26 protein-coding genes and 2 pseudogenes are annotated in these 24499 nt (G+C 60.6%); 25 read left to right on the forward strand and 3 right to left on the reverse strand.

What is annotated here, in order from left to right; translation table 11 throughout:
• The first annotated feature begins 19 nt into the window (after positions 1-19).
• From P3T40_RS23430 to P3T40_RS23455, 6 genes are all read left to right on the forward strand, one after another.
• On the forward strand, positions 20-745 hold the full coding sequence (locus P3T40_RS23430) for an ATP-binding protein (RefSeq protein WP_429270087.1): 726 nt from the start codon (positions 20-22) through the stop codon (positions 743-745).
• Between the two features lie 442 nt (positions 746-1187).
• A complete protein-coding gene (locus tag P3T40_RS23435) occupies positions 1188-1586 on the forward strand; it encodes a histidine kinase dimerization/phospho-acceptor domain-containing protein (RefSeq protein ID WP_429270088.1) in 399 nt (132 codons plus the stop codon).
• 12 nt (positions 1587-1598) lie between these two features.
• Entirely contained in the window at positions 1599-1943 is a 345-nt protein-coding gene (locus tag P3T40_RS23440) for an ATP-binding protein (protein ID WP_429270142.1), read from the forward strand.
• A gap of 51 nt (positions 1944-1994) precedes the next feature.
• Positions 1995-2750 (forward strand): hypothetical protein, encoded by a 756-nt coding sequence (locus tag P3T40_RS23445; RefSeq protein ID WP_429270089.1) that lies wholly within the window; start codon positions 1995-1997, stop codon positions 2748-2750.
• 211 nt (positions 2751-2961) lie between these two features.
• Positions 2962-3438 carry a hypothetical protein gene (locus tag P3T40_RS23450; RefSeq protein ID WP_429270090.1) on the forward strand — a complete coding sequence of 159 codons (477 nt, stop codon included), beginning with the start codon at positions 2962-2964 and terminating at the stop codon, positions 3436-3438.
• Between the two features lie 40 nt (positions 3439-3478).
• Positions 3479-3694, forward strand: coding sequence for a chemotaxis protein (locus tag P3T40_RS23455; protein WP_429270091.1), 216 nt, complete (start codon positions 3479-3481; stop codon positions 3692-3694).
• A gap of 48 nt (positions 3695-3742) precedes the next feature.
• Here P3T40_RS23455 and P3T40_RS23460 read toward each other — a convergent pair whose 3' ends face one another.
• The gene (locus P3T40_RS23460; protein WP_429270092.1) at positions 3743-4744 is read right to left on the reverse strand and encodes an AraC family transcriptional regulator; all 1002 of its coding nucleotides are present in this window, start codon (positions 4742-4744) and stop codon (positions 3743-3745) included.
• 241 nt (positions 4745-4985) lie between these two features.
• Here P3T40_RS23460 and P3T40_RS23465 point away from each other — a divergent pair, with 241 nt between their 5' ends.
• From P3T40_RS23465 to P3T40_RS23525, 13 genes and pseudogenes are all read left to right on the forward strand, one after another.
• Entirely contained in the window at positions 4986-6041 is a 1056-nt protein-coding gene (locus tag P3T40_RS23465) for a 3-keto-5-aminohexanoate cleavage protein (RefSeq protein ID WP_429270093.1), read from the forward strand.
• Positions 6042-6100: 59 nt separating this feature from the next.
• The gene (locus tag P3T40_RS23470) at positions 6101-7420 is read left to right on the forward strand and encodes an MFS transporter (protein WP_429270094.1); all 1320 of its coding nucleotides are present in this window, start codon (positions 6101-6103) and stop codon (positions 7418-7420) included.
• A 113-nt stretch (positions 7421-7533) separates the two neighbouring features.
• Positions 7534-8514: a quinone oxidoreductase family protein gene (locus P3T40_RS23475; RefSeq protein WP_429270095.1), complete on the forward strand. Its 981-nt coding sequence runs from the start codon at positions 7534-7536 to the stop codon at positions 8512-8514.
• A 10-nt stretch (positions 8515-8524) separates the two neighbouring features.
• Complete coding sequence (locus P3T40_RS23480; RefSeq protein ID WP_429270096.1) at positions 8525-9373, forward strand: TauD/TfdA dioxygenase family protein; 849 nt, start codon at positions 8525-8527, stop codon at positions 9371-9373.
• Positions 9374-9395: 22 nt separating this feature from the next.
• Positions 9396-9956, forward strand: coding sequence for an RBBP9/YdeN family alpha/beta hydrolase (locus P3T40_RS23485; protein ID WP_429270097.1), 561 nt, complete (start codon positions 9396-9398; stop codon positions 9954-9956).
• On the forward strand, positions 9943-10305 hold the full coding sequence (locus P3T40_RS23490; protein WP_429270098.1) for a Rieske (2Fe-2S) protein: 363 nt from the start codon (positions 9943-9945) through the stop codon (positions 10303-10305). The genes P3T40_RS23485 and P3T40_RS23490 overlap by 14 nt, the downstream gene beginning before the upstream one ends.
• Before the next feature lie 42 nt (positions 10306-10347).
• On the forward strand, positions 10348-11976 hold the full coding sequence (locus P3T40_RS23495) for a 3-(methylthio)propionyl-CoA ligase (protein WP_429270099.1): 1629 nt from the start codon (positions 10348-10350) through the stop codon (positions 11974-11976).
• Positions 11977-12068: 92 nt separating this feature from the next.
• A complete protein-coding gene (locus P3T40_RS23500; protein ID WP_429270100.1) occupies positions 12069-13214 on the forward strand; it encodes a porin in 1146 nt (381 codons plus the stop codon).
• Positions 13215-13244: 30 nt separating this feature from the next.
• Positions 13245-13631 carry a BON domain-containing protein gene (locus tag P3T40_RS23505; RefSeq protein WP_429270101.1) on the forward strand — a complete coding sequence of 129 codons (387 nt, stop codon included), beginning with the start codon at positions 13245-13247 and terminating at the stop codon, positions 13629-13631.
• 242 nt (positions 13632-13873) lie between these two features.
• Complete coding sequence (locus P3T40_RS23510) at positions 13874-14641, forward strand: SDR family NAD(P)-dependent oxidoreductase (RefSeq protein WP_429270102.1); 768 nt, start codon at positions 13874-13876, stop codon at positions 14639-14641.
• Between the two features lie 130 nt (positions 14642-14771).
• The gene (locus tag P3T40_RS23515) at positions 14772-15080 is read left to right on the forward strand and encodes an ArsR/SmtB family transcription factor (RefSeq protein WP_429270103.1); all 309 of its coding nucleotides are present in this window, start codon (positions 14772-14774) and stop codon (positions 15078-15080) included.
• Between the two features lie 77 nt (positions 15081-15157).
• A pseudogene (gene aroE / locus P3T40_RS23520) lies at positions 15158-15502 on the forward strand (shikimate dehydrogenase); the annotation flags it as partial.
• Between the two features lie 19 nt (positions 15503-15521).
• A pseudogene (locus P3T40_RS23525) lies at positions 15522-15641 on the forward strand (type II 3-dehydroquinate dehydratase); the annotation flags it as partial.
• A gap of 33 nt (positions 15642-15674) precedes the next feature.
• Here P3T40_RS23525 and P3T40_RS23530 read toward each other — a convergent pair.
• Positions 15675-16457, reverse strand: a complete 783-nt coding sequence (locus P3T40_RS23530; RefSeq protein ID WP_429270104.1) for an IclR family transcriptional regulator — start codon at positions 16455-16457, stop codon at positions 15675-15677.
• Positions 16458-16716: 259 nt separating this feature from the next.
• Here P3T40_RS23530 and P3T40_RS23535 point away from each other — a divergent pair, with 259 nt between their 5' ends.
• Positions 16717-18090, forward strand: a complete 1374-nt coding sequence (locus P3T40_RS23535; RefSeq protein WP_429270105.1) for an MFS transporter — start codon at positions 16717-16719, stop codon at positions 18088-18090.
• Between the two features lie 65 nt (positions 18091-18155).
• On the forward strand, positions 18156-18614 hold the full coding sequence (locus P3T40_RS23540; RefSeq protein WP_429270106.1) for a type II 3-dehydroquinate dehydratase: 459 nt from the start codon (positions 18156-18158) through the stop codon (positions 18612-18614).
• A 66-nt stretch (positions 18615-18680) separates the two neighbouring features.
• On the opposite strand, the gene P3T40_RS23545 is transcribed toward P3T40_RS23540, so the two are convergent.
• Entirely contained in the window at positions 18681-19598 is a 918-nt protein-coding gene (locus P3T40_RS23545; RefSeq protein ID WP_429270107.1) for a helix-turn-helix transcriptional regulator, read from the reverse strand.
• 238 nt (positions 19599-19836) lie between these two features.
• Between P3T40_RS23545 and P3T40_RS23550 the strand changes: the two genes are divergently transcribed.
• The 4 genes from P3T40_RS23550 to P3T40_RS23565 are packed head-to-tail and all read left to right on the forward strand — an operon-like array spanning position 19837 to position 24488.
• The gene (locus tag P3T40_RS23550; RefSeq protein WP_429270108.1) at positions 19837-20991 is read left to right on the forward strand and encodes an ABC transporter substrate-binding protein; all 1155 of its coding nucleotides are present in this window, start codon (positions 19837-19839) and stop codon (positions 20989-20991) included.
• Entirely contained in the window at positions 20988-22562 is a 1575-nt protein-coding gene (locus P3T40_RS23555) for a sugar ABC transporter ATP-binding protein (RefSeq protein WP_429270109.1), read from the forward strand. The genes P3T40_RS23550 and P3T40_RS23555 overlap by 4 nt, the downstream gene beginning before the upstream one ends.
• Positions 22546-23520, forward strand: coding sequence for an ABC transporter permease (locus P3T40_RS23560; RefSeq protein WP_429270110.1), 975 nt, complete (start codon positions 22546-22548; stop codon positions 23518-23520). Before P3T40_RS23555 ends, P3T40_RS23560 begins: the two co-directional genes overlap by 17 nt.
• Entirely contained in the window at positions 23517-24488 is a 972-nt protein-coding gene (locus P3T40_RS23565) for an ABC transporter permease (RefSeq protein ID WP_429270111.1), read from the forward strand. Before P3T40_RS23560 ends, P3T40_RS23565 begins: the two co-directional genes overlap by 4 nt.
• Positions 24489-24499: the final 11 nt, after the last annotated feature.

Raw genomic sequence — 24499 nt, forward strand, 5'->3', positions numbered from 1 at the left:
GAATCGTCCACAGCTTGTTGTGCTTGACAGCTACGAGCATGTTATCGAGGCAGCCGTCTTCATCGCCGAGCAGATGACCGCAACGGCTCCACAATTGCGTGTGCTGGGGACCAGCCGCGAGCCGCTGCATGTGGCCGGCGAACACGTCTACCTGCTCAAGACCCTCGAAAGTCCTCCCGACGCGGCGCGTCTGGCGGTGAACGAGGCGCTTCGTCATCCCGCCGTCGAATTATTTATGGAGCGAGCCATTGCCGCACGCGGCGACTTCGCGCTTTCCGATGATAGCGCGCCCGTGGCGGCGCAAATCTGCGAGCGACTGGATGGAATTGCGCTAGCTATTGAGCTTGCGGCCTCCCGAGTGGATGCGTTCGGCGTTCATCAATTGCTCAACTTGCTCGACAACCGGTTTTCCACGCTCGCGCAAGGGCGCCGTACGGCTCCGGAGCGGCAAAAGACTTTGCTGGCCACGCTTGATTGGAGTCATCAGTTGCTGCCCGACACTGAACGCGTCGTGCCGCGCCGTTTGGGAATATTTCCTGGGGTGTTTTCGCTCGGGTCCGCGGCCGCCGTGGCGCAGGACGAAAACCTGGCTTACGCAAGTGATCGATGCGGTCGCGAGCCTGGTGGCAAAGTCGATGCTGTCGGCGAACGTCGCAGCGATGCTGTGCGCTATCGTCTTCTGGACACGACGCGTGACTACGCGAGACGCAAGCTCGCCGATCCGGGTGAACTCGACATGGTTTAGCGTTGCCATGCGGAGCACTTTTGTGACCTGTACGCACGCGCAGAAGACCTCTGGAAAACTCCCCACCCGATACACGATAGCTGGAATATCACAAACCGACGATCGACGATGTTCGCGCCGCGTTGAACTGGGCGTTTTCCGCACATGGAGACACATCGTTGGGCGTTGCGCTCACCGTCTTGGCGATCCCTGCGTGGGTCCGGCTTTCCTCGCTCGAAGAGTGCCGCAGCAGCATCGAGCACGCGCTTCATCAGACTGACGGTGGACCATCGGCGCTAGACAACCAGCGAATGAAACGCTATACGGCGCTTGCCGCCGCGGCGCTGTATATCTACTCACTTTTCCGGCTCCGATCCGCTTCTCCTTCGAATGGTATGTCGCCCGGATCAGCGCACTCTTGTCTGCTTGCCTCGTCCTGTTCGTCCTCCTGTACGAGGTAACGATGCTGTACACGCAACTGGTCCGCACGGACGTCGCCCAACGTCGCGAGCGCGAGGCTCGGCTACTGACCGGAGACGCCATCGTGGCCGCGATGGCGCACGAGGTCAGGCAGCCATTGTTCGCGATGGTTGCGTATGCCAATGCGGATTTGCACTGGCTTGATCACCCCAGCCCGAATCTTGAGGAAGCAAAGGTGGTACTCAAACAGATCGGCGCTAGTGACCGTCGCGCGGAAGCAGTCATCGAAAGAGTTCGGGTAATGTTCAGGAAGAGCGACCTGAACCGGGCCGCTTTCGAGTTAAACAGCCTGGTCCCGGAAACCGTTGCCCTGGTACAGGGCGACCTGCAGACGCACGGAATTACAGTCCGCTTCGATCTGAACGAACTGCTCCCGCAGTAGATAGGAGATCGAATCCAGCTGCAGCAGGTGCTTCTGAACCTGATCACAAACGCCATCGATTCGATGGTGGCCGAGGGCGAGCCGCGGATCCTGGACGTACAATCCAGCATCCACGAGGACGGTCGAATAAAGCTGTTGGTGGCGGACACTGGAGCAGGAGTCCACCCGCATGACGTCACCCGGATATTCGATCCGCGCTTTACCAAAAAGTCCGATGGTATGGGAATGGGTCTGTCGATTTGCCGCTTGATCATCGAGGCCCATAATGGGGAGATATGGCTTACGCAGAACCAGCCCCAAGGCGCTGTGTTTCAATTTGTTCTGCCCGCCGACAACGCGTTGTCGGCAAGTACTTAGCGGATGAGTCAGCCAGCTTCGCCAGAGCCAATCTATCAACGGCAGGCAACCATGAATACTCACTATGCATGTTTCGTTCGCCCGGCGCTGGCTGCAATTTGCGTGGCTTCGCTCGCAACGCTCGTTGCGTGCGGCGGAAGCGCCTGCATCGGCCTCGACAGTTGTGGTGGCTTCATCGGGACGCCAAACGTCGCCATATCCGGCACGGCCGCGACCGGCACTGCGCTCGCCAGCGCGGTGGTCAGCTTCAGTTGTGTGCAGGGTTCGGGCTCGACCCTGTCAGACAGCGGTGGACACTACGCCATCACGTTCAACGCCACGCTTCCATGCATCCTCACCGTGACCTCTGGCGGCACGAGCCTGCACTCGCTGGCATTTGCCGGCGGCACCTTTAATACGACGCCAGAGACCGATCTGATGCTTGTCTACCTCGCTTCGCAACTCGGCACGAACGAGAGCGGCCTGATAGCGGGCTTCCCGAGCACCTCAAGTTTCCAGCAGGTGTTGGCAAACCAGGCCGATGTGCTGGCTGCGCAATCGGCGGTCGTCACGAATCTACAGCAACGCTATGCGGTCACGCTGACGGCGCCGGCGTTTCTGACGACATCTTTTACGGTTGGGCAAGCCGGCGTCGATAGCGATCTAGGCGTGCTTGCGGCAGCAGGGGCTATCGACGCCAATGGCATGCCCGATCAGATCGCCGTCTCGCTGCTGTCAGCGGCGGGTCTGGCCCATCCGCTTACAACGACGTCCACACCTTCGGCCGGCACCGGCGGCACAAGCAGTACCGGTAGCGGCATGATGTGACGTGTGGCGAACCGCAGACCGGGGACCAGCCCCAGCGCTGCGAGAGGTTGCCCTCGTCTGTCTGGAACAGCAGGACTCGTCTTCGTACTACGCCCCAGCCACGCAGATCGTGCATTTCGGCAAAACGTATGGCGTTTTCGTCATGGCCATTTTGTCGATCCGCATAAGATTGCACGTGGTCTTATGTCTTCACATAGAGAAGGTGGCACGCATGGCAAAGCAGAATCTGACGTGTCTTCTGAACAGGAATCTGGATTTCCCCGTCGCCGATGAACCTTGGACAAGCCTCCTCTCCGAGGCAGGCATGACCGCTGAGGCGACGACGGACCTTCCAAAGATGGTCCAGCTGATCGAGGAGGGCAGCGCGCATATGGCCTATGTGCCGGGGGCGGGTTTCTGCCTGATGATGAGAAAGGGTAATCCGTACTATCGTGGCCTTGTCATCGCAACGTCGAAGTTTTCCGGCCAACCGGCTCAAGGCACACTCCTTGTGGTTCGCCAAGACGATCACGCATATAACCTCGACGACCTTGAACCTATGCCCGCGCATTCCCCCGCCTTGGGCAGCTGGTTCGCGTGCGAACCCATAGGCGAAGCCGACCGGCCAAGAGGGGGTCTAACGGGCAGTCGTCGGCGTCTTGGCCGTATTCTTCGATTGGGCGAAGCAGGCGTCGACCGTCGTGAATAGCGTCCGGTTGACCGCTGGCGAACGAGAGCGGACGCGCTGCATGATCCTTGACGCCAGTGGTCAAGTGATCGCCTCCTCCGCAACGGCGAGCCGCGAGAATATGCGCTTCGACCTGCCGCCGAATACTGCTGATATCGGAACGTACCGTACGGCCGGGGGATCGCTTGTCGGATATGCGCTGACACCCGGATATGGGACGTATCGCGGTATGGGCTGGTTCGGAGTAATCGAGCAACAGCCGAATCAAACACCGTAATCGACTGGCTTGCGACCGAAATGTTCGAAGGCCCGAGGCCTGGCGCGATCACTTCAAATGGTTGTTGCGCCAGTCGCGTGGCGTCACGCCAAAGCGTGAGTTAAACCACTTCGTGAAGGAACCCTGCTGTGAATAGCCTAGCAGTGCGGAAACCCTCCCGATGGGATAGCGCGGGTTGCTCATATAGCGCACGGCAAGTTCGCGCCTGACTTCTTCGACCAGATGCGAGAAGCTGGTATCCGCCACTTCAAGTTGGCGCTGCATGGTGCGCACGCTCACACGCAAATGCCGGGCAACCAGCTCCACGGTGGCCTGCTCGAGGGGGAGCAGCAAGTAGATTGCCTTGCGCACTTCCAGCGCGGTCGAATCGACACCCGCCACGTTGAGTGAATCCGCGAGGCTCTCGGCATATCGCACCAGCTCCGGGTCGGCGGCAGGATTCGGGTAGTCGAGCTCGGCGGCCGCACACACAAAGCCATTGAAATCGCTGCCGAACTCCAACGGGCAACCGAAGAACCGTCGATGAAACGTCAGGTCTTTCGGTCCCTGATGAACGAAATGAACCGAGCGTGGTTTCCAGTGATCGCCGAGCAGGGCACTGGAGTGGCGCCAAAGCACACCGACCGCGAGTTCGATCGCCTGATTCGTTGGGGTACCCGGTTCGACGACCAGTTCTTCACGGATGGTGACCGTTTCGCCTACGTCCTCGACATACACAGCCAACGCTTCGTTCAATAGATGCCGGTACTCGGCTGTCGCCAGCAACACCTCGCGCAGTGTGCGCTTGTGCGCGAGCAGGACATTGACCACGCCCGTACCGAACTTCTGCCGGGTCTCGGCCATCTGCAGCGCGAAGGTCGGGCACGACGCCTTTTCGGCCGTAAGCTCCAGCAGACGGCATGCGGCGGCTGCCGGAATGCGATCGTCCGGATTCGCAAGCGCCGCGGTATCGATCCCGACCTGCTGCGCAAGCTCGACCGGGTTCAGTCCGACCCGCCGCGTCACATCGAAATAGCCGCTCATGGCTACCGATCGCAGCATCGATTCCATCAATAAGCCTCTGCGCGCATCTGACGGGCCACCCTCACCGGTAGTGAAAGTGCTCACCACGCGCAAATACTGGTGTAAACGCGCAGTGGCATGAAATGCTAAAAGAATGGCGCCCAATCACAAAAGTGTAACGCAGGATTGCCGTATCGTGGGTCTCAACGGTTCATCATGTTCCGACCAGTTTTGATGCGGCCAGCCATGCCGCGAGCGTCGGAACACCGTCCCCCTCATGGAGAACACGATGCAATTCCTCGACGATTCGCTGCACCCCGAGAACCAGCACAAGGTTGTCATCACGACCGCTCCGTACGGCCCGGAATGGATGCCCGAGGACTTTCCGGAAGACATTCCGGTGACGATGGAGGAGCAGATCGAGAAGGCCGTCGACTGCTACAACGCCGGCGCGACCGTCCTGCACCTGCACGTGCGTGAGCTGGATGGCAAGGGCTCCAAGCGCCTGTCGAAATTCAATGAGCTCATCGCGGGTGTACGCGCGGCCGTGCCGGACATGATCATCCAGGTTGGCGGCTCGATCTCATTCGCGCCGGAAGACGACGGCCAGGCCGCGAAGTGGCTGTCCGACGACACGCGCCACATGCTGGCCGATCTCGACCCGAAGCCCGATCAGGTGACGGTCGCGATCAACACCACGCAGATGAACATCATGGAGTTGCTCTATCCGGCGTACCTGGAAGGCACGTCGCTGTCCAACCCCGCGCTCATGGCCGCCTACAGCGAAATGACGGTGCCTGCGGGTCCGGCCTGGGTCGAGGAGCACCTACGTCGCCTGCAGGCCTCGGGCATCCAGCCGCACTTCCAGCTCACGGGCATCCATGCGCTCGAGACACTCGATCGCCTCGTGCGCAAGGGTGCCTACAAGGGTCCGCTCAACCTGACGTGGATCGGTATTGGTGGGGGCTTCGATGGCCCGAACCCGTTCAACTTCTTCAACTTCGTGCACCGCGCGCCGGACGGCTGTACGCTCACAGCCGAGTCGCTGCTCAAGAACGTGTTGCCGTTCAACATGATGGCGATGGCCTTGGGCCTGCATCCTCGTTGCGGTATCGAAGACACGATCATCGACCAGCACGGCAACAGGATGACTTCGGTGCAGCAGATCGAACAATGCGTGCGTGTGGCGCGTGAACTGGGCCGTGAGATTGCCTCCGGCAAGGAAGCGCGCGACATCTACCGCATTGGTGTGCAGTACGAAACGGCCGACGAGACGCTCGCGGCCAACGGCATGGCGCCGAACCGCAAGGCCGGCGTGAAGAATCTGCCGCTACACGCGGCGTAAGGGATCGGAGCGCAGCAGACGCTTCGACCGATACAAGCTGGACACGAAGGAGACGACTCATGTTCACCCATGCTGAGCCCACGACGGCCGATGTTTCGACGACGCAAAAAGACGTGCGAGCGTATGCGTGGGTGGTATTTGCCCTGACGGTCGGGTTGCTGCTCTCCGACTACATGTCGCGGCAGGTGTTGAATGCGGTGTTTCCGATGCTCAAAGCCACATGGCACCTGTCCGACACCCGGCTCGGTTCGCTCAGCAGTGTGGTCGCGCTGATGGTCGGCGTGCTCACACTTCCGCTGTCGGTGCTCGCCGACCGCTGGGGCCGCGTGAAGAGCATTGTCCTGATGGCGGCAATGTGGAGTCTCGCGACGCTCGGTTGTGCGCTCTCGACAAGCTATGGCGAGATGCTGGTCGCGCGGGCCTTCGTCGGTATCGGTGAAGCCGCCTATGGCAGTGTCGGCATCGCGGTCGTCCTCAGTATCTTTCCGGCACGTCTGCGCTCCACGCTCACCGCCGCATTCATGGCCGGTGGGGCGTTCGGCTCAGTGCTGGGCATGGCGCTAGGCGGCGCAGTCGCGGCCCATCTGGGCTGGCGCGCGGCGTTTGGCGCAATGGCGGCCTTGGGCATCGTGCTGGTCGTTCTCTACCGGTTTGTTGTCACCGAAAAGCGGCTCGCGCCGCTGCGGCCTGCAAACGCGGGCCGTCAGACGCAGGGCGTCGGTGTACGCATGAGCTTGCGCGCGCTGATGCAAGGACTCTTTTCGACGAAGTCGGTTGTGTGTGCCTACGTCGGCAGCGGCATTCATCTGCTGGTTCCGGCGGCCGTATGGGCGTGGATGCCCAGCTTTCTGAACCGCTACTACGGCATGCCCACTGGTAAGGCTGCCATGAGCGCGGCCATATTCGTACTGGCCACCGCTTTCGGCATGGTGGTATGCGGGAACCTGACCGACCGGCTCAGCAAGGACAACCGGGAAAGGAAGTGGAGCACTGCCGTCGTCTTCTGCCTGATCTGCTTCGCGCTACTGACGATCGGCTTCCGCATGCCCGCGGGTCCGGCACAGCTCGTCGTGATTGGGGCCGGCATGTTCTTCAGCGCAGGCGCGACCGGTCCCTCGGGGGCGATGGTGGCGAACCTCACCCCGCCGTCGATCCACGCGTCGGCGTTTGCCACCCTGACGTTGGCGAACAATCTGCTGGGGTTGGCGCCCGCGGCCGTTCTGACGGGCATCGTGGCCGACCGGATCGGGCTGCTCGGCGCACTGCAACTCGTGCCGTTTGCGCCTCTCGTCGCGGCGGTCGCCTTCTTCATTGGCAAGCGGAACTATGGCGTCGACCTCGATCACGTGAATGCTCTGCGTGAACGGGCCGGGCGCTGACCCTACGGCTACCCGCGAGCGTTAGACCTGACATATGCGCCCAGGAACAGGACCGGTAGCCCCATTACACGCCAAATAAATTGGCAGTTCGAATAAAGGATAGGAGTTTCGAAATGGCGAAAGCAGTGCGTTTCCATGAGACCGGCGGTCCCGAAGTCTTGCGCTATGAAAACGTTGAAGTGGGTGACCCCGGCCCCGGACAGGTTCGCTTGCGCCATGAGGCAGTGGGCCTGAATTTCGCCGACACCTACTTCCGCACAGGCCTGTACCCCGTGCCGCTGCCAGCGGGCATGGGTGTCGAGGCGGCGGGTGTGGTCGAGGCAATCGGCCCCAATGTGACCAACGTCGCGGTGGGTGATCGCGTGACCTACACCGGCTTTCTCAACACACTTGGCGCCTACAGTACTGAACGCCTCGTGCCGGCGGCGCCGCTCATCAAGCTGCCGGATGCGATTTCCTGCGAAACGGCTGCCGGCATGACGATGCGAGGCCTGACCTCGTCGTATCTGATGCGCCGCATTCACGATTTCAAGGCGGGTGACACCATCCTGCTGCATGCCGCCGCCGGCGGTGTCGGCCTGATTGTGTCGCAATGGGCGAAGCTGCTGGGTCTCACCGTGATCGGCACCGTTTCGAACGACGCCAAGGGCGAAGTGGCCCGCGCACATGGCTGCGACCACATCGTCTACTACAGCCGGGAGGACGTCGCGAAACGCGTGCGTGAGCTGACCAACGGTGTGGGTGTGGACGTCGTGTTCGACAGCGTCGGCAAGGATACATTCGAAGCGTCGCTCGATTCGCTTAGGCGACGTGGTCTGATGGTCTGCGTCGGCACGGCATCCGGTCCGATCCCACCGTTCAATCCGCAGATTCTGGCGATGAAGGGTTCGCTCTACCTGACGCGCCCCGCGCTGGCAGACTATATCGCCGATCCCGCCGAGAAGGACGAACTCGCCGGCGAACTCTTCGGGCATGTTGCCGCAGGACGTATCAAGATCGAACTCAACCAGCGTTACGCGCTGGAGGACGCGGCGCAGGCCCACCGCGACCTTGAATCGCGCAAGACGACCGGCTCGTCGGTCTTCGTCATCTGAGGAGAACGCCATGCGAGTCGAACAATTGACGTGCGCCATCGGCGCCGAACTGGTCGGGATGAGTCTCGCCGAAGCCATCGACGATGACGGCCTGTTTGCGGAGATCCGTGCGGCGCTGCTCAAACACCGGGTGCTGTTCCTGCGCGACCAGGATATCTCGCGCGCCGAGCATATTGCGTTTGCGCGTCGTTTCGGCGAACTGGAGGACCATCCCGTCGCCGGCAGCGACCCGGAACATCCGGGCCTCGTGCGCATCTACAAGAACCCGGATCAGCCCAACGACCGCTATGAAAACGCATGGCACGCGGATGCCACCTGGCGCGAGGCGCCGCAGTTCGGTGCTGTCCTGCGCTGCGTGGAGTGCCCGCCCGTCGGCGGCGACACGATGTGGGCAAACATGGTCCTCGCCTACGAGAACCTGCCGGACCACATCAAAACCCAGCTCGCAGACCTTCGCGCCCGCCACAGCATCGAGGCCAGCTTCGGTGCCGCGATGCCGGTCGAAAAACGCCTTGCTCTCAAGGCGCAATTCCCGGACGCGGAGCATCCGGTTGTGCGCACGCACCCGGAGACCGGCGAGAAGGTGTTGTTCGTGAACGCCTTCACCACCCATTTCACCAATTACCACACGCCGGCGCGCGTGCGCTTCGGGCAGGACGCCAATCCGGGTGCGGGTGAGTTGCTGCGCTATCTCATCAGCCAGGCCTACATCCCCGAGTACCAGGTCCGCTGGCGCTGGAAACCCAACAGCATCGCGATCTGGGACAACCGAAGCACGCAGCACTATGCAGTGATGGACTACCCGCCGTGTCACCGCAAGATGGAGCGCGCCGGAATTGTCGGCGACAAGCCGTACTGATCGGGCAGAAGGAAACCGCTTCATGACTCTCGATATGACACCCACCATCCTGATGGTGCCGGGCTTGCGCGACTTCGTCGCGGAGCATTGGCAAACGTTGTTGGAGCGGAGAGTGCCCACGGCGGTCTCGGTGCCGCCACTTGAGCACGACAAACTCAGTTGCGCGGCGCGCGTCGCCGCGCTCGATGCCGCCCTCGCGAAAATCGATGGCCCGGTGATCCTCGTCGCGCATAGCGCGGGCGTGATGATCACGGTGCATTGGGCCCAGCAGCACAGCCGCAAGATTCACGGTGCACTGCTCGCCGCTCCGGCCGACCTCGAGATGCCGCTGCCGGCAGGCTATCCGGCCTTCGATGCGTTGGCTCAGAACGGTTGGCAGCCGATTCCACGAAATGCGCTGCCGTTTCCGAGCATCGTCGGTGCGAGCCGCAACGATCCGCTCGCGCAATTCGAGCGCGTCGCGGCGATGGCGAAAGACTGGGGCAGTCGGCTCGTCGACCTTGGCGAAGTCGGTCACCTGAATCCGGCCGCAGGGTTTGGTGAATGGCCGATGGCGGAGACACTGATCCATGAACTCGTCTGATCTGATACCGGTTGGCACGGTTGATGAACTCGCGCCAGGCCAGCGAAAACTGGCCTTCATCAATGGCCGCGGTGTTGTCCTGTTTAACATCGACGGCACGATCCACGCAATTGAGGACTCGTGTCCCCACCAGGGAGCCTCGGTCGCAAACGGTCATCTCCACGGGTGCGTGCTGAGCTGCCCGGCGCACGGTCTGCGCTTCGATCTGCGCACCGGTTGTATGCCAGGCGCGGGCGGGTTGAGCCTGACGACTTTCACGGTCCGGGTCAACCACGGAAAGCTGTTCGTGAGTCTGGAAGATGCGAGCGCCAGTCCCGCGCAGGCATCGGCGTGCAACGCGGCACCGTGATACGGGCCGCGCGGGAATATGCGGTCATTCAGGGGAACAAGGATGCAAGGATTGATGATGCAGCAACCGCTTCTGGTTGCGTCGCTGCTGGTGCACGCTGAACGCCACCACGGCGAACAGGAAATCGTGTCGCGACGGGTCGAAGGCGACATTCACCGGTATCGGTACCGGGATTTCGCGCAACGCGCGCGCCGCATGGCAAACGCCCTCAGAGGCCTCGGCATCCAGCCGGGCGAGCGGGTGGCGACGCTGGCGTGGAACGGCTACCGTCACATGGAGTTGTACTTTGCCGTGTCTGGGGCCGGGTCCGTGTTGCATACGCTGAACCCCCGTCTGCATGTTGATCAACTCGCGTACATCATCGACCATGCGGAAGATCGCGTCGTGTTCTTCGACCTGACGTTTCTCTCGCTGATCGAGAGTGTCGCGCCACGAGTCACGAGCCCGAAGGTTTTCGTCGCAATGACCGACCGTGCGCACATGCCGCAAGAGCATGGCCTGTCCAAGATGCTGCTGTGCTATGAGGATCTTATCGACGGTCACAGCGACGCTTTCGACTGGGCGCTGCTTGACGAAAACAGCGCGTCATCGCTGTGCTACACGTCCGGGACAACCGGCCATCCGAAGGGGGTGTTATACAGCCACCGCTCGACCCTGCTGCACACCTACGCTGCCGCGCTGCCGGATTCGCTCAACTGTTCGGCGCGCGACGCGATCCTTCCGGTCGTGCCAATGTTCCATGTGAACGCGTGGGGACTGCCGTATATCGCGTGCATGGTGGGTGCGAAGCTGGTGTTTCCGGGGCCGGTACTCGACGGCAAGTCGCTCCATGACCTGATCGAGGACGAGCAGGTCACGCTGTCGGCCGGCGTGCCGACAGTCTGGCAGGGACTGCTTGCGCATGTCGACGCGATCAAGGGTTCGTTTTCGTCGATGAAGCGCACGATTATCGGCGGCGCTCCTTGTCCGACGGCGATGACGATGGCGTTCCAGATGCGCCATCACGTCGATGTACTGCACGCTTGGGGCATGACGGAATTGAGCCCGGTTGGCACCGTCTGCAGTCCCAAGGCGCATCAGGCGTCTCTACCTGTGAAGGAGCGCTACGCGCTTCAGGCGAAGCAGGGGCGCCCGGTGTTCGGCATCGACATGAAAATCGTCGACCTGGAAGGCAGCGATTTGCCGTGGGACGGCAGCGCAACTGGCGACCTTCTCGTGCGCGGTCATTGGGTCATGCAGGAGTACTTCGGCCATGACGGCAGATCGCCGCTGCACGACGGCTGGTTTCCGACCGGCGACGTGGCAAAGATCGATCCCGACGGCTTCATGCAGATTACGGATCGCAGCAAAGACGTCATCAAGTCCGGCGGGGAATGGATCAGTTCGAGCGACATTGAAAACGTTGCGTATCTGCACCCCGAAGTCACGACGGCGGTCTGCATCGCCGCGCGGCATCCGAAGTGGGACGAGCGTCCGCTGCTGCTGATCGTGAAGAAGCCCGGCAGCACGCTCGCCGCTACCGAACTGCTCACATTCTTTAACGACCGGGTTGCGAAGTGGTGGAAGCCAGACGCCGTGGTGTTCGTGGACTCGGTTCCGCTCGGTGCAACAGGCAAGGTGCTCAAGAACCAGCTACGGGATCAGTTCGGCGATTACTACCTGTCGGCCTGAGACACCGACGTCGCAACTACACAGTTTCATTTAAGTAACAAGCCATAAGCAGCCGGGGCCACCCGGCGCGCCCCACCCCTGGAGGAGACACAATGAAATTCAAGTCAGGTAGCCTGGTAGTGCTGATCGTTTTTTCAGCAGCGGCCCATGCCCAGTCGTCGGTTACGCTCTATGGCGTAGCCGACAGTGGGCTCCTGTATCAGAGCACCTCGGCCGCAACGTTCCAGCCACGTGCGCCTAACCTGGGGCACGTCTATGAACTCAAGGACGGTGGCATCTACTCCAGTTTCTGGGGTCTGAAGGGAAGCGAAGACATCGGCGGCGGCTACAAGATCACGTTCAAGCTGCAAGGCACATTCAACACCACGAACGGCAAGTCTGGACTGTCCGACACGCCGGGCACGACCGCGCTCTTCAACCAGTATGCGACGGTCGGCGCAACCGGGCCGTTTGGCACATTCGACGCCGGCCGCCAGATCATCCCGATGATCTACGCGATGGCGGAAACCGACGTACGCGGCGCACAGTATTTCGGCAGCATCCTGACGGCGTGGCTGGGCATCAATCAGGCGGCCGGCTGGCCCGGTACCAGCACAAACGCTCCAATCGGCGCCCTGTATGACAGCAACGCGCTGGTCTACAGTTCGCCGAAATTCTATGGCACGACGCTTGCGCTGGAGTACGCGCCGGGTGGGGTCGCGGGACAGTTCCAGGGCGGCACGCGCGAGTCGGCCGTGCTCAAGTATTCGAATTACGGTTTGAACCTGTCCGCGGTGTACTACAACGGGCATGACACCAACCCGTTTCCGCTGACTTATCCAGCGGCTCCAGCGACGCCAGCGACCGGCCTGGACAATAACCGCTTCTACTATTTCGGTGCGATGTATACGATCAGCGGCTTTTCGGTATCCGGCTCGTACGCTATTGCCAGAAACCCCGCCAAGAGCAATAGCGTTGACTTCGAAATGGCATCGGGCGGCCTTGGCTACCAGTTCAATCCGGTCTTCAAAATCACGTCCGGTTTCTACTACCTGAAGGACCGAAACAATTCAGCGAATCACTCAAGCGAGTTCGCTATAGGTGCGGAATACAATCTGTCCGTGAGGACCAAGGCGTATGCGCAGGTCGGGTATGTCAACAACAAGGGGACGATGAACCAGACGATCATCTATGGAGCCCCGGTTGCGCCGGGTGTCTCCACCACTGCGGCCATGGTCGGCATTCGCCATAGCTTCTGATTTCGTCACCTTCATGAACCGGAGTCATCCATGAAAACAATCAAGACACTCGAGCTGGTGGTCGCAGCATGGCTTGTTGCAGTGTCCACAACGGCGTGGTCGCAAACTGGTCAAGCAGCCAGTGCACCCATCAGTGCGCAAGGGGCGTCCGAGATGACGGCATCGGGCGCTGTGGCTCCTGCGGGCAGGAAAGCGGACCGTGCCCTGCGCCGGCGGGTGTATGCCGCCATCGGGAAGGACAAGGAAATCAGCGCCGGAGACATCAGTGTCATCGCGAAAGACGGCGCGGTGACACTGAATGGCACGGTCACGGAAGCTGCCCAGATCGGCAAGGCCGAGGCGATCGCCGGGGGAGTTTCCGGAGTGACATCGGTGACCAACAAGCTGACGGTGAAGAAACCGCTGGGCGGTATGTAAGCTGCCATAGTCAGACACGGAGTGCGGTGAGGGCGAAGTCAACCGGGTGACGTCTGGGCCTAGGAAAGCGCGTTGTGCCAGGAATAGGACCTATTCCTCGCCGATTACTACCGCGTATCCCGCCACGAGCGGACGATACGCGTCAACCAATGCACGAAGGCGTTGGCGCGCATGCAGCAGTCCGCTAGTCGCTGTATATGGGCATGTGAGCGGACCGTTCAAAACTCACTATCGAGGTAATCATGACGCAAGCTCTGAAAGGCAAACTCGCACTCGTGACCGGCTCTTCTCGCGGCATCGGCGCCGCCATCGCGACCCGTCTCGCGCGGGACGGCGCATCCGTCATCGTCCACTATGCGTCGAGTCCGGGCCGCGCAGATGCGGTGGTCAAGGCGATCCGCGACGCAGGCGGTGAGGCCGAAGCAGTCGGCGCCAATCTGTCGAAGCCCGAAGGGGTGACGGCGCTGATCGATACGTTGAATGGCGTCTTCGGCGGCAGGTTCGAAGGTCGGCTCGACATTCTCGTCAACAACGCGGGCACCGTAGAATACGGGCCGTTCCTCGAGTCGTCGGCGACGTCGTATGACACGCACTTTAACCTCAATGTACGGGCCCCGATCGAACTGGCGAAGGACGCGGCAAAGCGCATGGTCACGACGGGGTGGGGACGCATCATCAATGTGGGCTCTGCTTTCGGCGAAGCAGCGCCGCTGCCTGGTGTAACGCTTTACATCGCGTCGAAATTCGCCATTCGGGGATTCACGCGCGGCCTTTCGCGCGAACTGGGGAAGTTTGGTGTAACCGTCAATGCGGTTCAACCCGGCCCGATCGACACCGAACTGGCTCCCCAGCCGGGGACGGAAGACCACGCAACGATGACCAAGCTCGCGAGCGTGGGTCGCTTTGGCAAGCCCGAAGAAATCGCGGCGGCGGTGGCCTACCTGGCGAGCCCCGAAGCGGGCTACACCAACGGCGAAAGCTTGACGGTCGATGGTGGGTGGATTGCCTGAGGAAACCGACGAGCGTTTCCGCTGACACGCTACGAGGCCTGATTCACTGGCAGACGTGAGTAATAGTCCGGAGCGCGTGCGGGCGCAAGAGCATTCGCACGCGACCTTCGACAATTGCTGAGCTACACAAATGGACGAAGACACCAGATTGCTTGCTTTGAGCGCCATAGCACACCGGTCGCGCATGGCTATCTTCCGGCTGCTCGTTGCCGTGGGGCCGCGCGGGTTGCCCGCAGGAGAGATTTCTGCGCAGTTAGGAATCGTTCCGTCCAGTCTGTCTTTCCACCTCAAGGACATGTCGCGCGCAAACCTTGTATCCAGCAGCCGGAAGGGGACCTTCATTTATTATTCGGCGGGCCTGGATGCCATTCATGGAGTTATCGACTTTTTGACTGAAAACTGCCTTGCTGGCTCCGCAAGGAATCCTTCTTCCCGGTAAGGAGCATATGAGGTCAGCCCGCGCTGCCAAACAACTGCACTACCAGACCGCGCAGCCAGCGATTTCCCGCTTCATGGGTGGCGCAGGTCGGCGCGCCCGGCTCGCCGCTCGCCTGCGACTACCGGGACCTGGAAGCGATGGGGTGCTTCGACCTGGTGGTCAACGCCACATCTGCCAGCCTCACCGGCGAGTTGCCGCCAGTTCCACCGACTGTGTTCAGCCCGATGGGCACGGCCTACGAACTGATCTACGGCAAGGCGCTGATGCCCTTCCTGCGCCTCGCGCGTAATGCGGGCATGCTGGGCGTCGTGGACGGCGTTGGCATGCTGGTGGAACAGGCGGCAGAGGCATTTGCATGATGGCGCGGCGCTCGACCCCAGACGCGAGCCATCATCGACCAGCTTACGGTTCACCTCAATTGACCGCGTGACGGAGATTCAGATGAAGACGGTCTTGATGCGACACGGCATCAACCAACACCTGTTTAGCAAGCGCGATCCGGTCCAGTATGGAACCATCACGCTGGCCGAGATAGATGCGAGGCTGCTGGCCTTGGGATCTTGAATTGGGCGTGCAACAGGTAGAGGACAAGACTTATCGAACCCGATTGAAGAGCGGCGACGCATTGCTTGCGGCGGCCAATTCGTTGGCGGCCGCAAGCAATGCGGGTCCGAGATTTGCCATACGCTTCTCGTCAAGACGAACAAGTGGTCCCGCAATGCTGATTACCCCGATCGCAGGAAAGCCGCGCCGCTGTACCGGTGCGGCCATCGCCGTCATGCCCGGCGCGAACACTTCATTGATGGTCGCATAGCCGCGCGCGCGTGCTGCGTGAACGAATTCCAGAAGACCATTGATGGTGGTGGGAGCGTTGGGGCCGTACTGCTTCGGCTGCCCGAATCCCTGTCGTGAGACCAGTTCGAGCGCACGTTCATCGGTCATCGTCATCATCCATGCATGACCTGTTGCGCTGCAGGACAGAATGGTGTCCATACCCATGTCAGGGTCGTATCGCAAGCCCTTTAGCGCACCTTGTGCCTTTGCTACCCACGTCAGTCTATCGCCGTCGACGATGGCAAGCCGCACCAACTCGCCCGACGTTTCCGCTAAACGGTCGAGCATGGTCTGCGCGATATCGACGATGCCCGAAGTTGCGAGAAACCCGAGGCCCAGACCGACGAGCTTCGTCGTGAGCACGTAATCCCCGTGTTCGCGCAACTGCCGGACGTAGCCGCACTGCTTTAGATCGACGAGCAACCTGTGACAGGCGCTGCGGGGAATGTCGAGCTCGGTCGCGATCATCGCGAGCGGCGTACCTTCCATCTGCGTGGCCAGGAATTCAAGGACCGCGAGGGTACGTTCGGTGACGCCGGGCATATCAGTCTCCAGGACGCTCTGCTCGCCGAGATCTGGCCGACGAAGCAAGCTATTTTTCGCATTACGGTATCAAATTCCAGCTTGGAATGGTGTCCCAATCCACGATGCTAAGCTTTAACCACGGGCGCGGCACAGTCAAGCGACGCTCCAAAAAAATGAGGAATCCGACGAAAACGAATGGCACAGCCGATTGCCGTCATGGCGAAGCTGGCGCGCGATTCCGTTGCGTTCCCAACAGGTTGATGAACAAGGAGACGAGATGAGTCAACTGGCACAGCATCAGAGTGGTACGGCAATGCGCACGCGAGCGGTGACGGCCGCCGCAATTGGCACCGCACTGGAGTGGTTCGATTTCACGCTATACGGCGCGCTAGCGGCAACCGTTCTTCCGAAGCTGTTCTTTCCTTCGATGGATCCGACCTCAGCGTTGCTGGCGTCGCTCGCGACCTTCGGCGTCGGACTTGCCGCGCGCCCGCTGGGCGCGATCATCTGCGGACATCTGGGCGACAAGGTGGGGCGTCGAAACCTCATGTTAGGCACCGTCTCTGTCATGGGTCTGGCCTCGATGTTTATGGGCGTATTACCGACCTATGCGAGCATCGGCGTGTGGGCACCGGTTTTACTTGTCGTGTTACGCATCCTGCAAGGCTTCGCACTGGGCGGCGAATCAACAGGAGCGCAGTTGATGGCGATCGAACACGCAAGCCCCGAGCGTCGCGGCAAATATTCTGGACTGCTTGGATTGTGCTCGCCACTAAGCCAGATTCTCGCCAACGGGGTGCTGCTTCTGATGTCGGCCACGCTTTCTACTCAGGCGTTCGATTCCTACGGCTGGCGCGTCCCATTTGTACTGAGCTTTATTCTCGTCATTGTCGGCGTCTATATCCGGCTCAAGGTCAGCGAAACACCGGCGTTTATAGAACTGCGGAAGACCGAGGTGGTCCATGTTGGCAGCCCGTTGCGCGACGCGCTGCGATTTCACTGGCGGACGGTGCTGCGCTGGATGATTTTCTTCTGCGGCCCGGCAGCTCTCTTCTACCTCATTGTGGTGTTTTCGCTGAGTTACATCACGAAAACGCTGGCCATACCGAAACAGACCGGCTTCCTGCTGCTGATGGGTGCCAATGTCTGTGCAATCGTAGGTGCACTCGCGGGCGGCATGCTCAGCGACAGAATCGGCCGCAGGAAGGCGCTTGCCATTGGGTCGATCGCGACGTTGCTGATGCTGTTCTTTTACTTCCAGATTCTGGATACGAAGAGCTTCGTTCCGATGCTGGCGGCGATGGGTTTCTTCCTTGGCTTCACTCAGTTTCAGAGTGGCATCCAGCCTGTCGCGTTCGCAGAGGCCTTTCCGACCAACGTGCGCTATTCGGGTTCGGCACTGGCCTATACCGGCGCGAATCTGATCGCAGGCGGTCCTATGCCGGTCCTTGCGGTCTGGCTTTTCTCGATTTGCAGCGGCTCTCCGTGGGGCGTCGTTGCTGTGTGTGTCGTGTTCAACATTATTTCGTTGACCATGATCCTGACGGCACCCGAAACGCTTGGTATCGATATGAACCGTACCGACCCGGCAGCGAAGCTCTCAGGCGAGTCGGAGTATTTGCAGGGTGGCGTGCCGAGCCGCCGAACCTGAGTCGTAGGTGTTCTTCGCCGCCTCAAGGCAGCGAACGTCAGATTGAGTAACCGGACGGATTTAACATGACTGAACTCGTATATGTATTGAACGGCTCGAACCTCAACATGCTTGGCAAGCGTGAGCCGCATCTGTATGGCACCACCACGCTTGCACAAGTCCAGCAGCGGGTCGAGACTCTTGCCGCCACGCTGGACCTCAAGTGCGATTTCAGACAGACGAATAGCGAAGCCACTATGGTGGACTGGCTGCAGGAAGCGTTCGAGCGCGACGTGGGCGTAATCATCAATCCAGCGGGATTCTCGTTTGCCTCAGTGCCGGTGTTTGACGCGGTGAAGCTTGTGCGGCGTCCGCTGATCGAGTTGCACATTACCAACATCCACAAGCGTGACGAAACCTATCGGCATTCCCTGATTTCCAGGGCTGCGATGGGAGTCATTTGCGGACTCGGTGTGAATGGCTATCTGGCTGCGCTGTATGCGATGGCATTGGCACTACGGGAAAATCCGGCGCTCGACTCCTGATGACGCGTAGTAGGCGACAAGACCAAATCGCCACCATAGTCGCTTAGGGGTGCGATCGGCTCGCGATTACCCCTTTCTTCCAGCCGATAAACGAGGGTTGCGAAACGTCTCAAGCACCGTCGCCGCCTCAAAGGGTTTTTCCGCCGCGCGCGAACTCTTCATCAGTGCTTCGATGCGCTGCGCCGTATCAGTTGACGGGGCCGGTGTGTAGATCATGATCCTCATTCCCGGCGCATCGGGCACTTCGAGCGAGAGCGCATCCAGTTCTAGCACGCCAGCCACAGGATGCTCGATCACCTTGCGCCAGTCGCTGCGCTTCAGGACTTCATGCTCCGCCCACCAGCGGCAAAAATCCGCATCGGTATCCGTCAATTCTTCAACCAGGTCCCTGAGAAACACCTCACCGGATGGACGCAGGATGTAATCTCCGCGGAACTGCGCCAGTACGCACTTTGCGTAGGCATCCCAACCATGAAACAGCGAACGTGCGCCTTCGTGTTGAAAGGTGAACCACAGTAGATTGCAGCGTCCCGCGGGCATCTTGCGAAAATCAGTGAATATCTTGACCGCCGCTTCGTTCCACGTGACGTAGTTCCAGTTACCGTCGACGACGTACGCCGGCATATTGCCCAACTGATCAACCATGCGGCGCACCGTGTCGGTCACGTTCTGCGCGATCGGATAGGGTCCGGGCGGTGTGTAATGGTTGGCAAGCTCGAACAGATGAGTGCGCTCATGCGCTGAGAGATTGAGCGCGTTCGCAAGACTCTCGATAGTCTTGAATGACACGTTGACCTCGCGGCCCTGTTCTAGCCACGCATACCAGGTCACGCTGATGCCGGCGCGTTCGGCCACTTCTTCACGCCGCAGTCCAGGCGTTTTCCTGCGATTGCCCGCGGGAAAGTCAATGTCTTCAGGCCGCAGCCGCGCGCGGCGCGTCCGCAAAAAATCAGCCAGTTCAGTCAACCGTTGCTGCTTTTCCATTCCGCGTCTCCCGATACTTTCCCTATTACTGCCATTACTAGTAATGGCAGTTGCTAGATGCGCCGGTTCATTCGTGCCACATTTGTGCCGTCGGCCAGGTATTCGTTGTTTTTGCGGCGGCAGCGCTGATTATAGATCGCGCGCCGAACAAAGGTATTGCTGCGCGCGCATAGCAGGCGTTCGCAAGATACCGCGACTCCGCGCCGGGCGATCACCAAAAACACTCATGGAGACATACATGCGTCGCTTGATTCACTTCACACGTGCGAGCGTTTTTACAGTCGCAGCAGTCCTTTTTCTTCCGGCGATCAGTGCACATGCCGATTACGCCGGCGCGCCGAGAACCTTTCTGTTCAATCCGGCGGTCCAGATTCCGTTCTCCGACACGGCCAAATTCAAGAAGAAGCCTCCGTACGTGATCGGCTTCGCGAACGCGGGTCTTGGCGATAGCTGGCGTGTTGTGATGCAGCATTCACTGATGAAGGCCGCGTCTGAGCACGCCGACGTCATCAAGCAACTCATCATCACCAACGGCAACATGGATGATGCGAAGCAGGCAGCGGATATTCAGGATCTGATTTCGCGCGGCGTGGACTTGCTGATTGTTAGCGCGAATACGCAGAAAGCACTCGATCCGGTTGTCACGCGTGCGATGAAGCAAGGTATTCCCGTGGTGATGGTCGACCGGCGCATTTCGTCAGATAACTTTGTGTCCTTCGTGACGGGCTCAGACGCGATGATGGGCCGGGTCTGGGCACAGTGGATCGTCGAAAAGCTGCATGGCAAGGGGAACGTCATCATGCTTGCCGGGCAGGCGGGCTCAAGCGTCAGCGCCGACCGCGAAGCTGCGGCACATGAAGTCTTCGCGCAGTATCCGGGTATCAAGGTGCTGGACACCGTGTACTCGGACTGGAGCCCCGTAAAGGCGAAGCAGCAGATGCAAGCGATGATTGCAAAGTATGGCCACAACATTAACGCCGTGTGGTGCGCGCATGGCCTGCCGGTGGCTGGGTCAATTGATGCGTTCCTCGCCGCTGGCTTCAAGGCAGGTGAGATTCCGCCGCATACCACGGCCGATCTGAATGGTCCGCTTCAGCTTGCGCTTCAGTACAAGATCCCGATGCTTGAAATCGGCTACCCGCCCTCGATGGGAAGCACGGCGATCGATGTCGCGCTGAAGGTGCTGAATGGTGAACCGCTGCCCAAGATCTACGAGATCAGCCCGCAGATCGCTTTGACACGTGGTGATGAAACCGCGTCGGTCCCGCATCCGGATCAATACATTGACCAGATCGTGGATGCGAAGGGACCGCCGGATGAACTCATCGATGGTGGGATGGGACCGGGTTACAACCCGTCCACATTCAAGGTCAAGTTGCCGGGGGAAAAATGAACGGCCAGCAAACCGTTGCCCCTGCCACGAACGAGGGACCCATTCGAGACCGGATCGAGGTGCTGCAGGTGACCAAGCGCTTTCCTGGCGTCAAGAGTCTTGATGCGGTCTCGTTCGGCGTGCGTGCTGGAGAAATCCACGCCCTGGTCGGCGAAAACGGTGCGGGTAAGTCCACGCTCATGAAAGTGATGGCGGGCGCATATTTGCCTGACGAAGGCGAGATTCGCTTTGACGGTCAGCCTGTGCAATGGAAGTCGGCGGCGGATGCCAAGCGGCGCGGCATCCATGTCATCTATCAGGAGCTGGTGCTATTCCCGCAATCGAGCGTTGCCGAAAACATCTTCGCGGGTGCTGAGCCTCGCTCACGTTTCGGCACCATCGACCATCGCCAGATGAACCGCCTCGCGCAGACATTGCTCGCAGAACTCGGTGTGCAGCTCGATCCGCGGGAGAGGGTGGGGAATCTGTCCGTCGCGGATCAGCAAATGGTCGAGATCGCCAAAGCGATGGCCGCCGAGACCCGCGTCCTTGTACTCGACGAGCCGACCGCAGTGATCGCGGGAAAGGAAGTGCAACTGTTGTTCGAGCGGCTGCGTGTACTGCGAGACAAGGGCGTGGCGATTATCTACATCTCGCACCGGCTGGAAGAAATCTTCGCGCTTTGCGATCGGGTGACCGTGATGAAAGACGGCCGCAAGGTGGGCACTCAGCCGGTCAGCGAGACGACCCGCGATGGGCTCGTGCGCATGATGGTGGGGCGCGAAATGAACGAAATCTATCCACCGAAGGCGAACCTCCCGAACGATACGCTCACGCTGCTCGCGGTCGAAGGATTGCAGGTCGGCAATCGCGTGTTCGACGCGTCGCTAGCTGTGCGGGCCGGCGAAATCGTCGGACTGGCAGGCATGGTCGGGTCGGGACGCACTGAACTGGCTTCGGGCATCTTCGGTGCGATGCGTGCGATGCGCGGCACGGTCGAGGTACGCGGCACTCGCCGCAAACGGATGACGCCGAACGCCGCTATCCGGCTGGGCCTTGGCTTCGTCACCGAGGACCGCAAATCGCAAGGCCTTTTGATGTACTTGAACGTCGCGCAGAACGTGACCGCCACGACATTAAAGCGTGTCTCGCGTTTCGGTCTGCTTCGCGCAGGCGCAGAGCGTGACGCAGGTGCGTTAGCGATCAAGGAATATGGTATTGCCGGCGCGCGTCCAGGTGGCAGCGTAGCCACACTTTCTGGTGGCAATCAGCAGAAGGTGTTGATCAGCCGCTGGGTGCGTGTCTCCGACAGCGTGCTGATTCTCGATGAGCCGACCCGCGGTGTGGATGTTGGCGCGAAAGCCGAAATCTACCGGGTCATGCGCCAACTGACCGCGCGAGGGCTCGGCATCCTGATGATCAGTTCGGAGTTGCAGGAGGTGATCGGCATGTCGGATCGTGTCCTCGTCATGCGCGAAGGGCGTATTGCCGGTGAGGTCAGCGGCGCTCAGATGACCGAGCACGACATCATGCGGCTCGCCACCGGTGCTCAATTGCAGCCACAAGGAGGCGAACATGCTTTCGCCAGCTAGCAGCAACGGGAATCTCTTCAAGCATCACATCGCGCCGAATGGCGCGGCATACGCGGTAGGTGCGCTTCTTCTCGTTCTCCTGTTCGCAGGCGCCTATGTCAGCGACCGGTTCGCAACGCTGCCGAATCTGCTCAACGTGCACCAGCAGGCGACCGGCCTTGCGATGGTCGCGCTCGGGCAGACCGTCGCGATACTGACCGGTGGAATCGATTTGTCAGTCGGTTCGCTGATCAGCGTCACCGCAACGCTGACCTCGGGCCTCGCCGACAACCCCTACGGCGGCTGGGGTACGGCGATCGCCGCGGTCCTGGTGCTGTCAGTCGCCGTCGGGTTGGCCAATGGCTTCCTGATCCTCTGGTTGCGCGTTCATCCGTTGATCGTAACGCTCGGTATGGGGGCCGTTCTGCAAGGCGCGATTCTTTACTATTCCACCGGGCCGGCCGGCAATGTACCCGATGGTTTCGATTCGCTCGCCTACGGGCGCTACGCGGGCATCCCTGTGACGGCGACGCTTGTCGTGCTGCTGTACTTCGCTGTCTCGTTCTTCATGCGTCATTTCAAGCTTGGGCGCTACGTATACATGGTCGGTGACGACGAGAACGCGGCGACGCTAACGGGCATTCCACGCGCCCGGGTGATCCTGTTCGTTTATGCCTTCTCGGCGGTTTGCGCAGGCCTGACCGGCATCTATCTCGCGGCACAGTTCGGCTCGGGACAGCCGTACCTTGGTGCGAACTACACGCTCGCCTCGATTACGCCGGTTGTGGTGGGCGGTACGGTGCTCAGCGGTGGCCGGGGCGGTGTGATCGGTACGTTGATTGGTGTCTATCTGCTCAGCCTGCTAAACAACCTGATCAACTTCGCTGGCATTCCGTCGCACTACCAGCTGGTCATTCAGGGCGCGGCGATTATCGTCGCGGTCTCGGTGAATCTGCAACGCAAGCGGGTGTCGGCATGAACTCAGTCGTATCCAAACGCCGGCCGCCCATCGCACGATTCTTCTCGACGGATCTCCTCAGGCGATACGGGATCTTCCTGTTCCTCGTGTTTCTTGTCGCGGTGTCGGGTGTGTTATCGCCGACGTTCCTACGTACGGACAACGTCCTGAACATGCTGGTGCAGTTTGCGCCCCTCGGCATCGTCGTGATTGGCCAGGTGTTCGTGATTCTGGTTGGCGGTCTCGATCTTTCTGTGGCCTCAGTGATGGCAACGGCGGCTGTGATCGCGACCGCGTTCGACGGCACTAACGCCTCGGCACCTGCGATATTTGGCGCGACGTTTGTGATGTGCCTATGCGCCGGGCTCTTAAACGGCCTGCTCGTGACCAAGCGCCAGGTCTCGCCATTCCTGGCAACGTTCGCAACCGCCGTCGTGCTGCAGGGCATCCGCTTCGCTTACACGCAGGGCTCTCCTTCCGGCAACGTGCCGCCGCTCTTCCACACAATGGGCACTGGCACGCTCGGCGGCGCGCCGGTGAGTGTCCTGATGCTTGCGGTATGCGCTGTGGTCTTTGGGGTGTTGCTGCATCTTTCGACCTTCGGCAGACGCGTCTACATGGTCGGCGGCAATGCCGAGTCCGCGCGGCTGGTCGGCGTGAGTCCCGATCTGGTGCGCATTGTCTGCTACGTGATCAGCGCGCTGCTAGCAGGCGTGGCCGGGTTGGCGCTGTCCGGCTATGTGGGCATTGTCGACAACTGGGTCGGGCGCGGCTTTGAACTCGACTCGATTGTCGCCGCCGTGATGGGTGGACTCGCACTGTCCGGTGGTCGCGGCTCACTATTTGGCGGACTCGCGGGGGCAGCGATTCTCGTCATCGTCTTCAACATCGTGTTGCTGATCGGCATGCCGGTTCAGGCCCAGATCATCGTCAAGGGCGTCATCATCATCGGGGCGTCTGCGTGCTACGTGACGCGCCGGCTCCGGTGAACAAGGCTTTT

The organism is Paraburkholderia sp. EB58 (assembly GCF_050436665.1).
In the GTDB taxonomy this organism is placed as follows: domain Bacteria; phylum Pseudomonadota; class Gammaproteobacteria; order Burkholderiales; family Burkholderiaceae; genus Paraburkholderia.

Bases quoted from the DNA above. Each gene is read 5' to 3' on its own strand.
- P3T40_RS23435 (WP_429270088.1), top strand. From the start codon at position 1,188: ATGCTGTACACGCAACTGGTCCGCACGGACGTCGCCCAACGTCGCGAG.
- P3T40_RS23555 (WP_429270109.1), top strand. From the start codon at position 20,988: ATGAACGGCCAGCAAACCGTTGCCCCTGCCACGAACGAGGGACCCATT.
- P3T40_RS23505 (WP_429270101.1), top strand. From the start codon at position 13,245: ATGAAAACAATCAAGACACTCGAGCTGGTGGTCGCAGCATGGCTTGTT.
- P3T40_RS23445 (WP_429270089.1), top strand. From the start codon at position 1,995: ATGAATACTCACTATGCATGTTTCGTTCGCCCGGCGCTGGCTGCAATT.
- P3T40_RS23550 (WP_429270108.1), top strand. From the start codon at position 19,837: ATGCGTCGCTTGATTCACTTCACACGTGCGAGCGTTTTTACAGTCGCA.
- P3T40_RS23475 (WP_429270095.1), top strand. From the start codon at position 7,534: ATGGCGAAAGCAGTGCGTTTCCATGAGACCGGCGGTCCCGAAGTCTTG.
- P3T40_RS23535 (WP_429270105.1), top strand. From the start codon at position 16,717: ATGAGTCAACTGGCACAGCATCAGAGTGGTACGGCAATGCGCACGCGA.
- P3T40_RS23450 (WP_429270090.1), top strand. From the start codon at position 2,962: ATGGCAAAGCAGAATCTGACGTGTCTTCTGAACAGGAATCTGGATTTC.
- P3T40_RS23540 (WP_429270106.1), top strand. From the start codon at position 18,156: ATGACTGAACTCGTATATGTATTGAACGGCTCGAACCTCAACATGCTT.
- P3T40_RS23460 (WP_429270092.1), bottom strand. From the start codon at position 4,744: ATGGAATCGATGCTGCGATCGGTAGCCATGAGCGGCTATTTCGATGTG.
- P3T40_RS23560 (WP_429270110.1), top strand. From the start codon at position 22,546: ATGCTTTCGCCAGCTAGCAGCAACGGGAATCTCTTCAAGCATCACATC.
- P3T40_RS23465 (WP_429270093.1), top strand. From the start codon at position 4,986: ATGCAATTCCTCGACGATTCGCTGCACCCCGAGAACCAGCACAAGGTT.
- P3T40_RS23500 (WP_429270100.1), top strand. From the start codon at position 12,069: ATGAAATTCAAGTCAGGTAGCCTGGTAGTGCTGATCGTTTTTTCAGCA.
- P3T40_RS23470 (WP_429270094.1), top strand. From the start codon at position 6,101: ATGTTCACCCATGCTGAGCCCACGACGGCCGATGTTTCGACGACGCAA.
- P3T40_RS23510 (WP_429270102.1), top strand. From the start codon at position 13,874: ATGACGCAAGCTCTGAAAGGCAAACTCGCACTCGTGACCGGCTCTTCT.
- P3T40_RS23490 (WP_429270098.1), top strand. From the start codon at position 9,943: ATGAACTCGTCTGATCTGATACCGGTTGGCACGGTTGATGAACTCGCG.
- P3T40_RS23545 (WP_429270107.1), bottom strand. From the start codon at position 19,598: ATGGAAAAGCAGCAACGGTTGACTGAACTGGCTGATTTTTTGCGGACG.
- P3T40_RS23485 (WP_429270097.1), top strand. From the start codon at position 9,396: ATGACTCTCGATATGACACCCACCATCCTGATGGTGCCGGGCTTGCGC.
- P3T40_RS23565 (WP_429270111.1), top strand. From the start codon at position 23,517: ATGAACTCAGTCGTATCCAAACGCCGGCCGCCCATCGCACGATTCTTC.
- P3T40_RS23530 (WP_429270104.1), bottom strand. From the start codon at position 16,457: ATGCCCGGCGTCACCGAACGTACCCTCGCGGTCCTTGAATTCCTGGCC.
- P3T40_RS23495 (WP_429270099.1), top strand. From the start codon at position 10,348: ATGCAAGGATTGATGATGCAGCAACCGCTTCTGGTTGCGTCGCTGCTG.
- P3T40_RS23480 (WP_429270096.1), top strand. From the start codon at position 8,525: ATGCGAGTCGAACAATTGACGTGCGCCATCGGCGCCGAACTGGTCGGG.
- P3T40_RS23455 (WP_429270091.1), top strand. From the start codon at position 3,479: ATGATCCTTGACGCCAGTGGTCAAGTGATCGCCTCCTCCGCAACGGCG.
- P3T40_RS23515 (WP_429270103.1), top strand. From the start codon at position 14,772: ATGGACGAAGACACCAGATTGCTTGCTTTGAGCGCCATAGCACACCGG.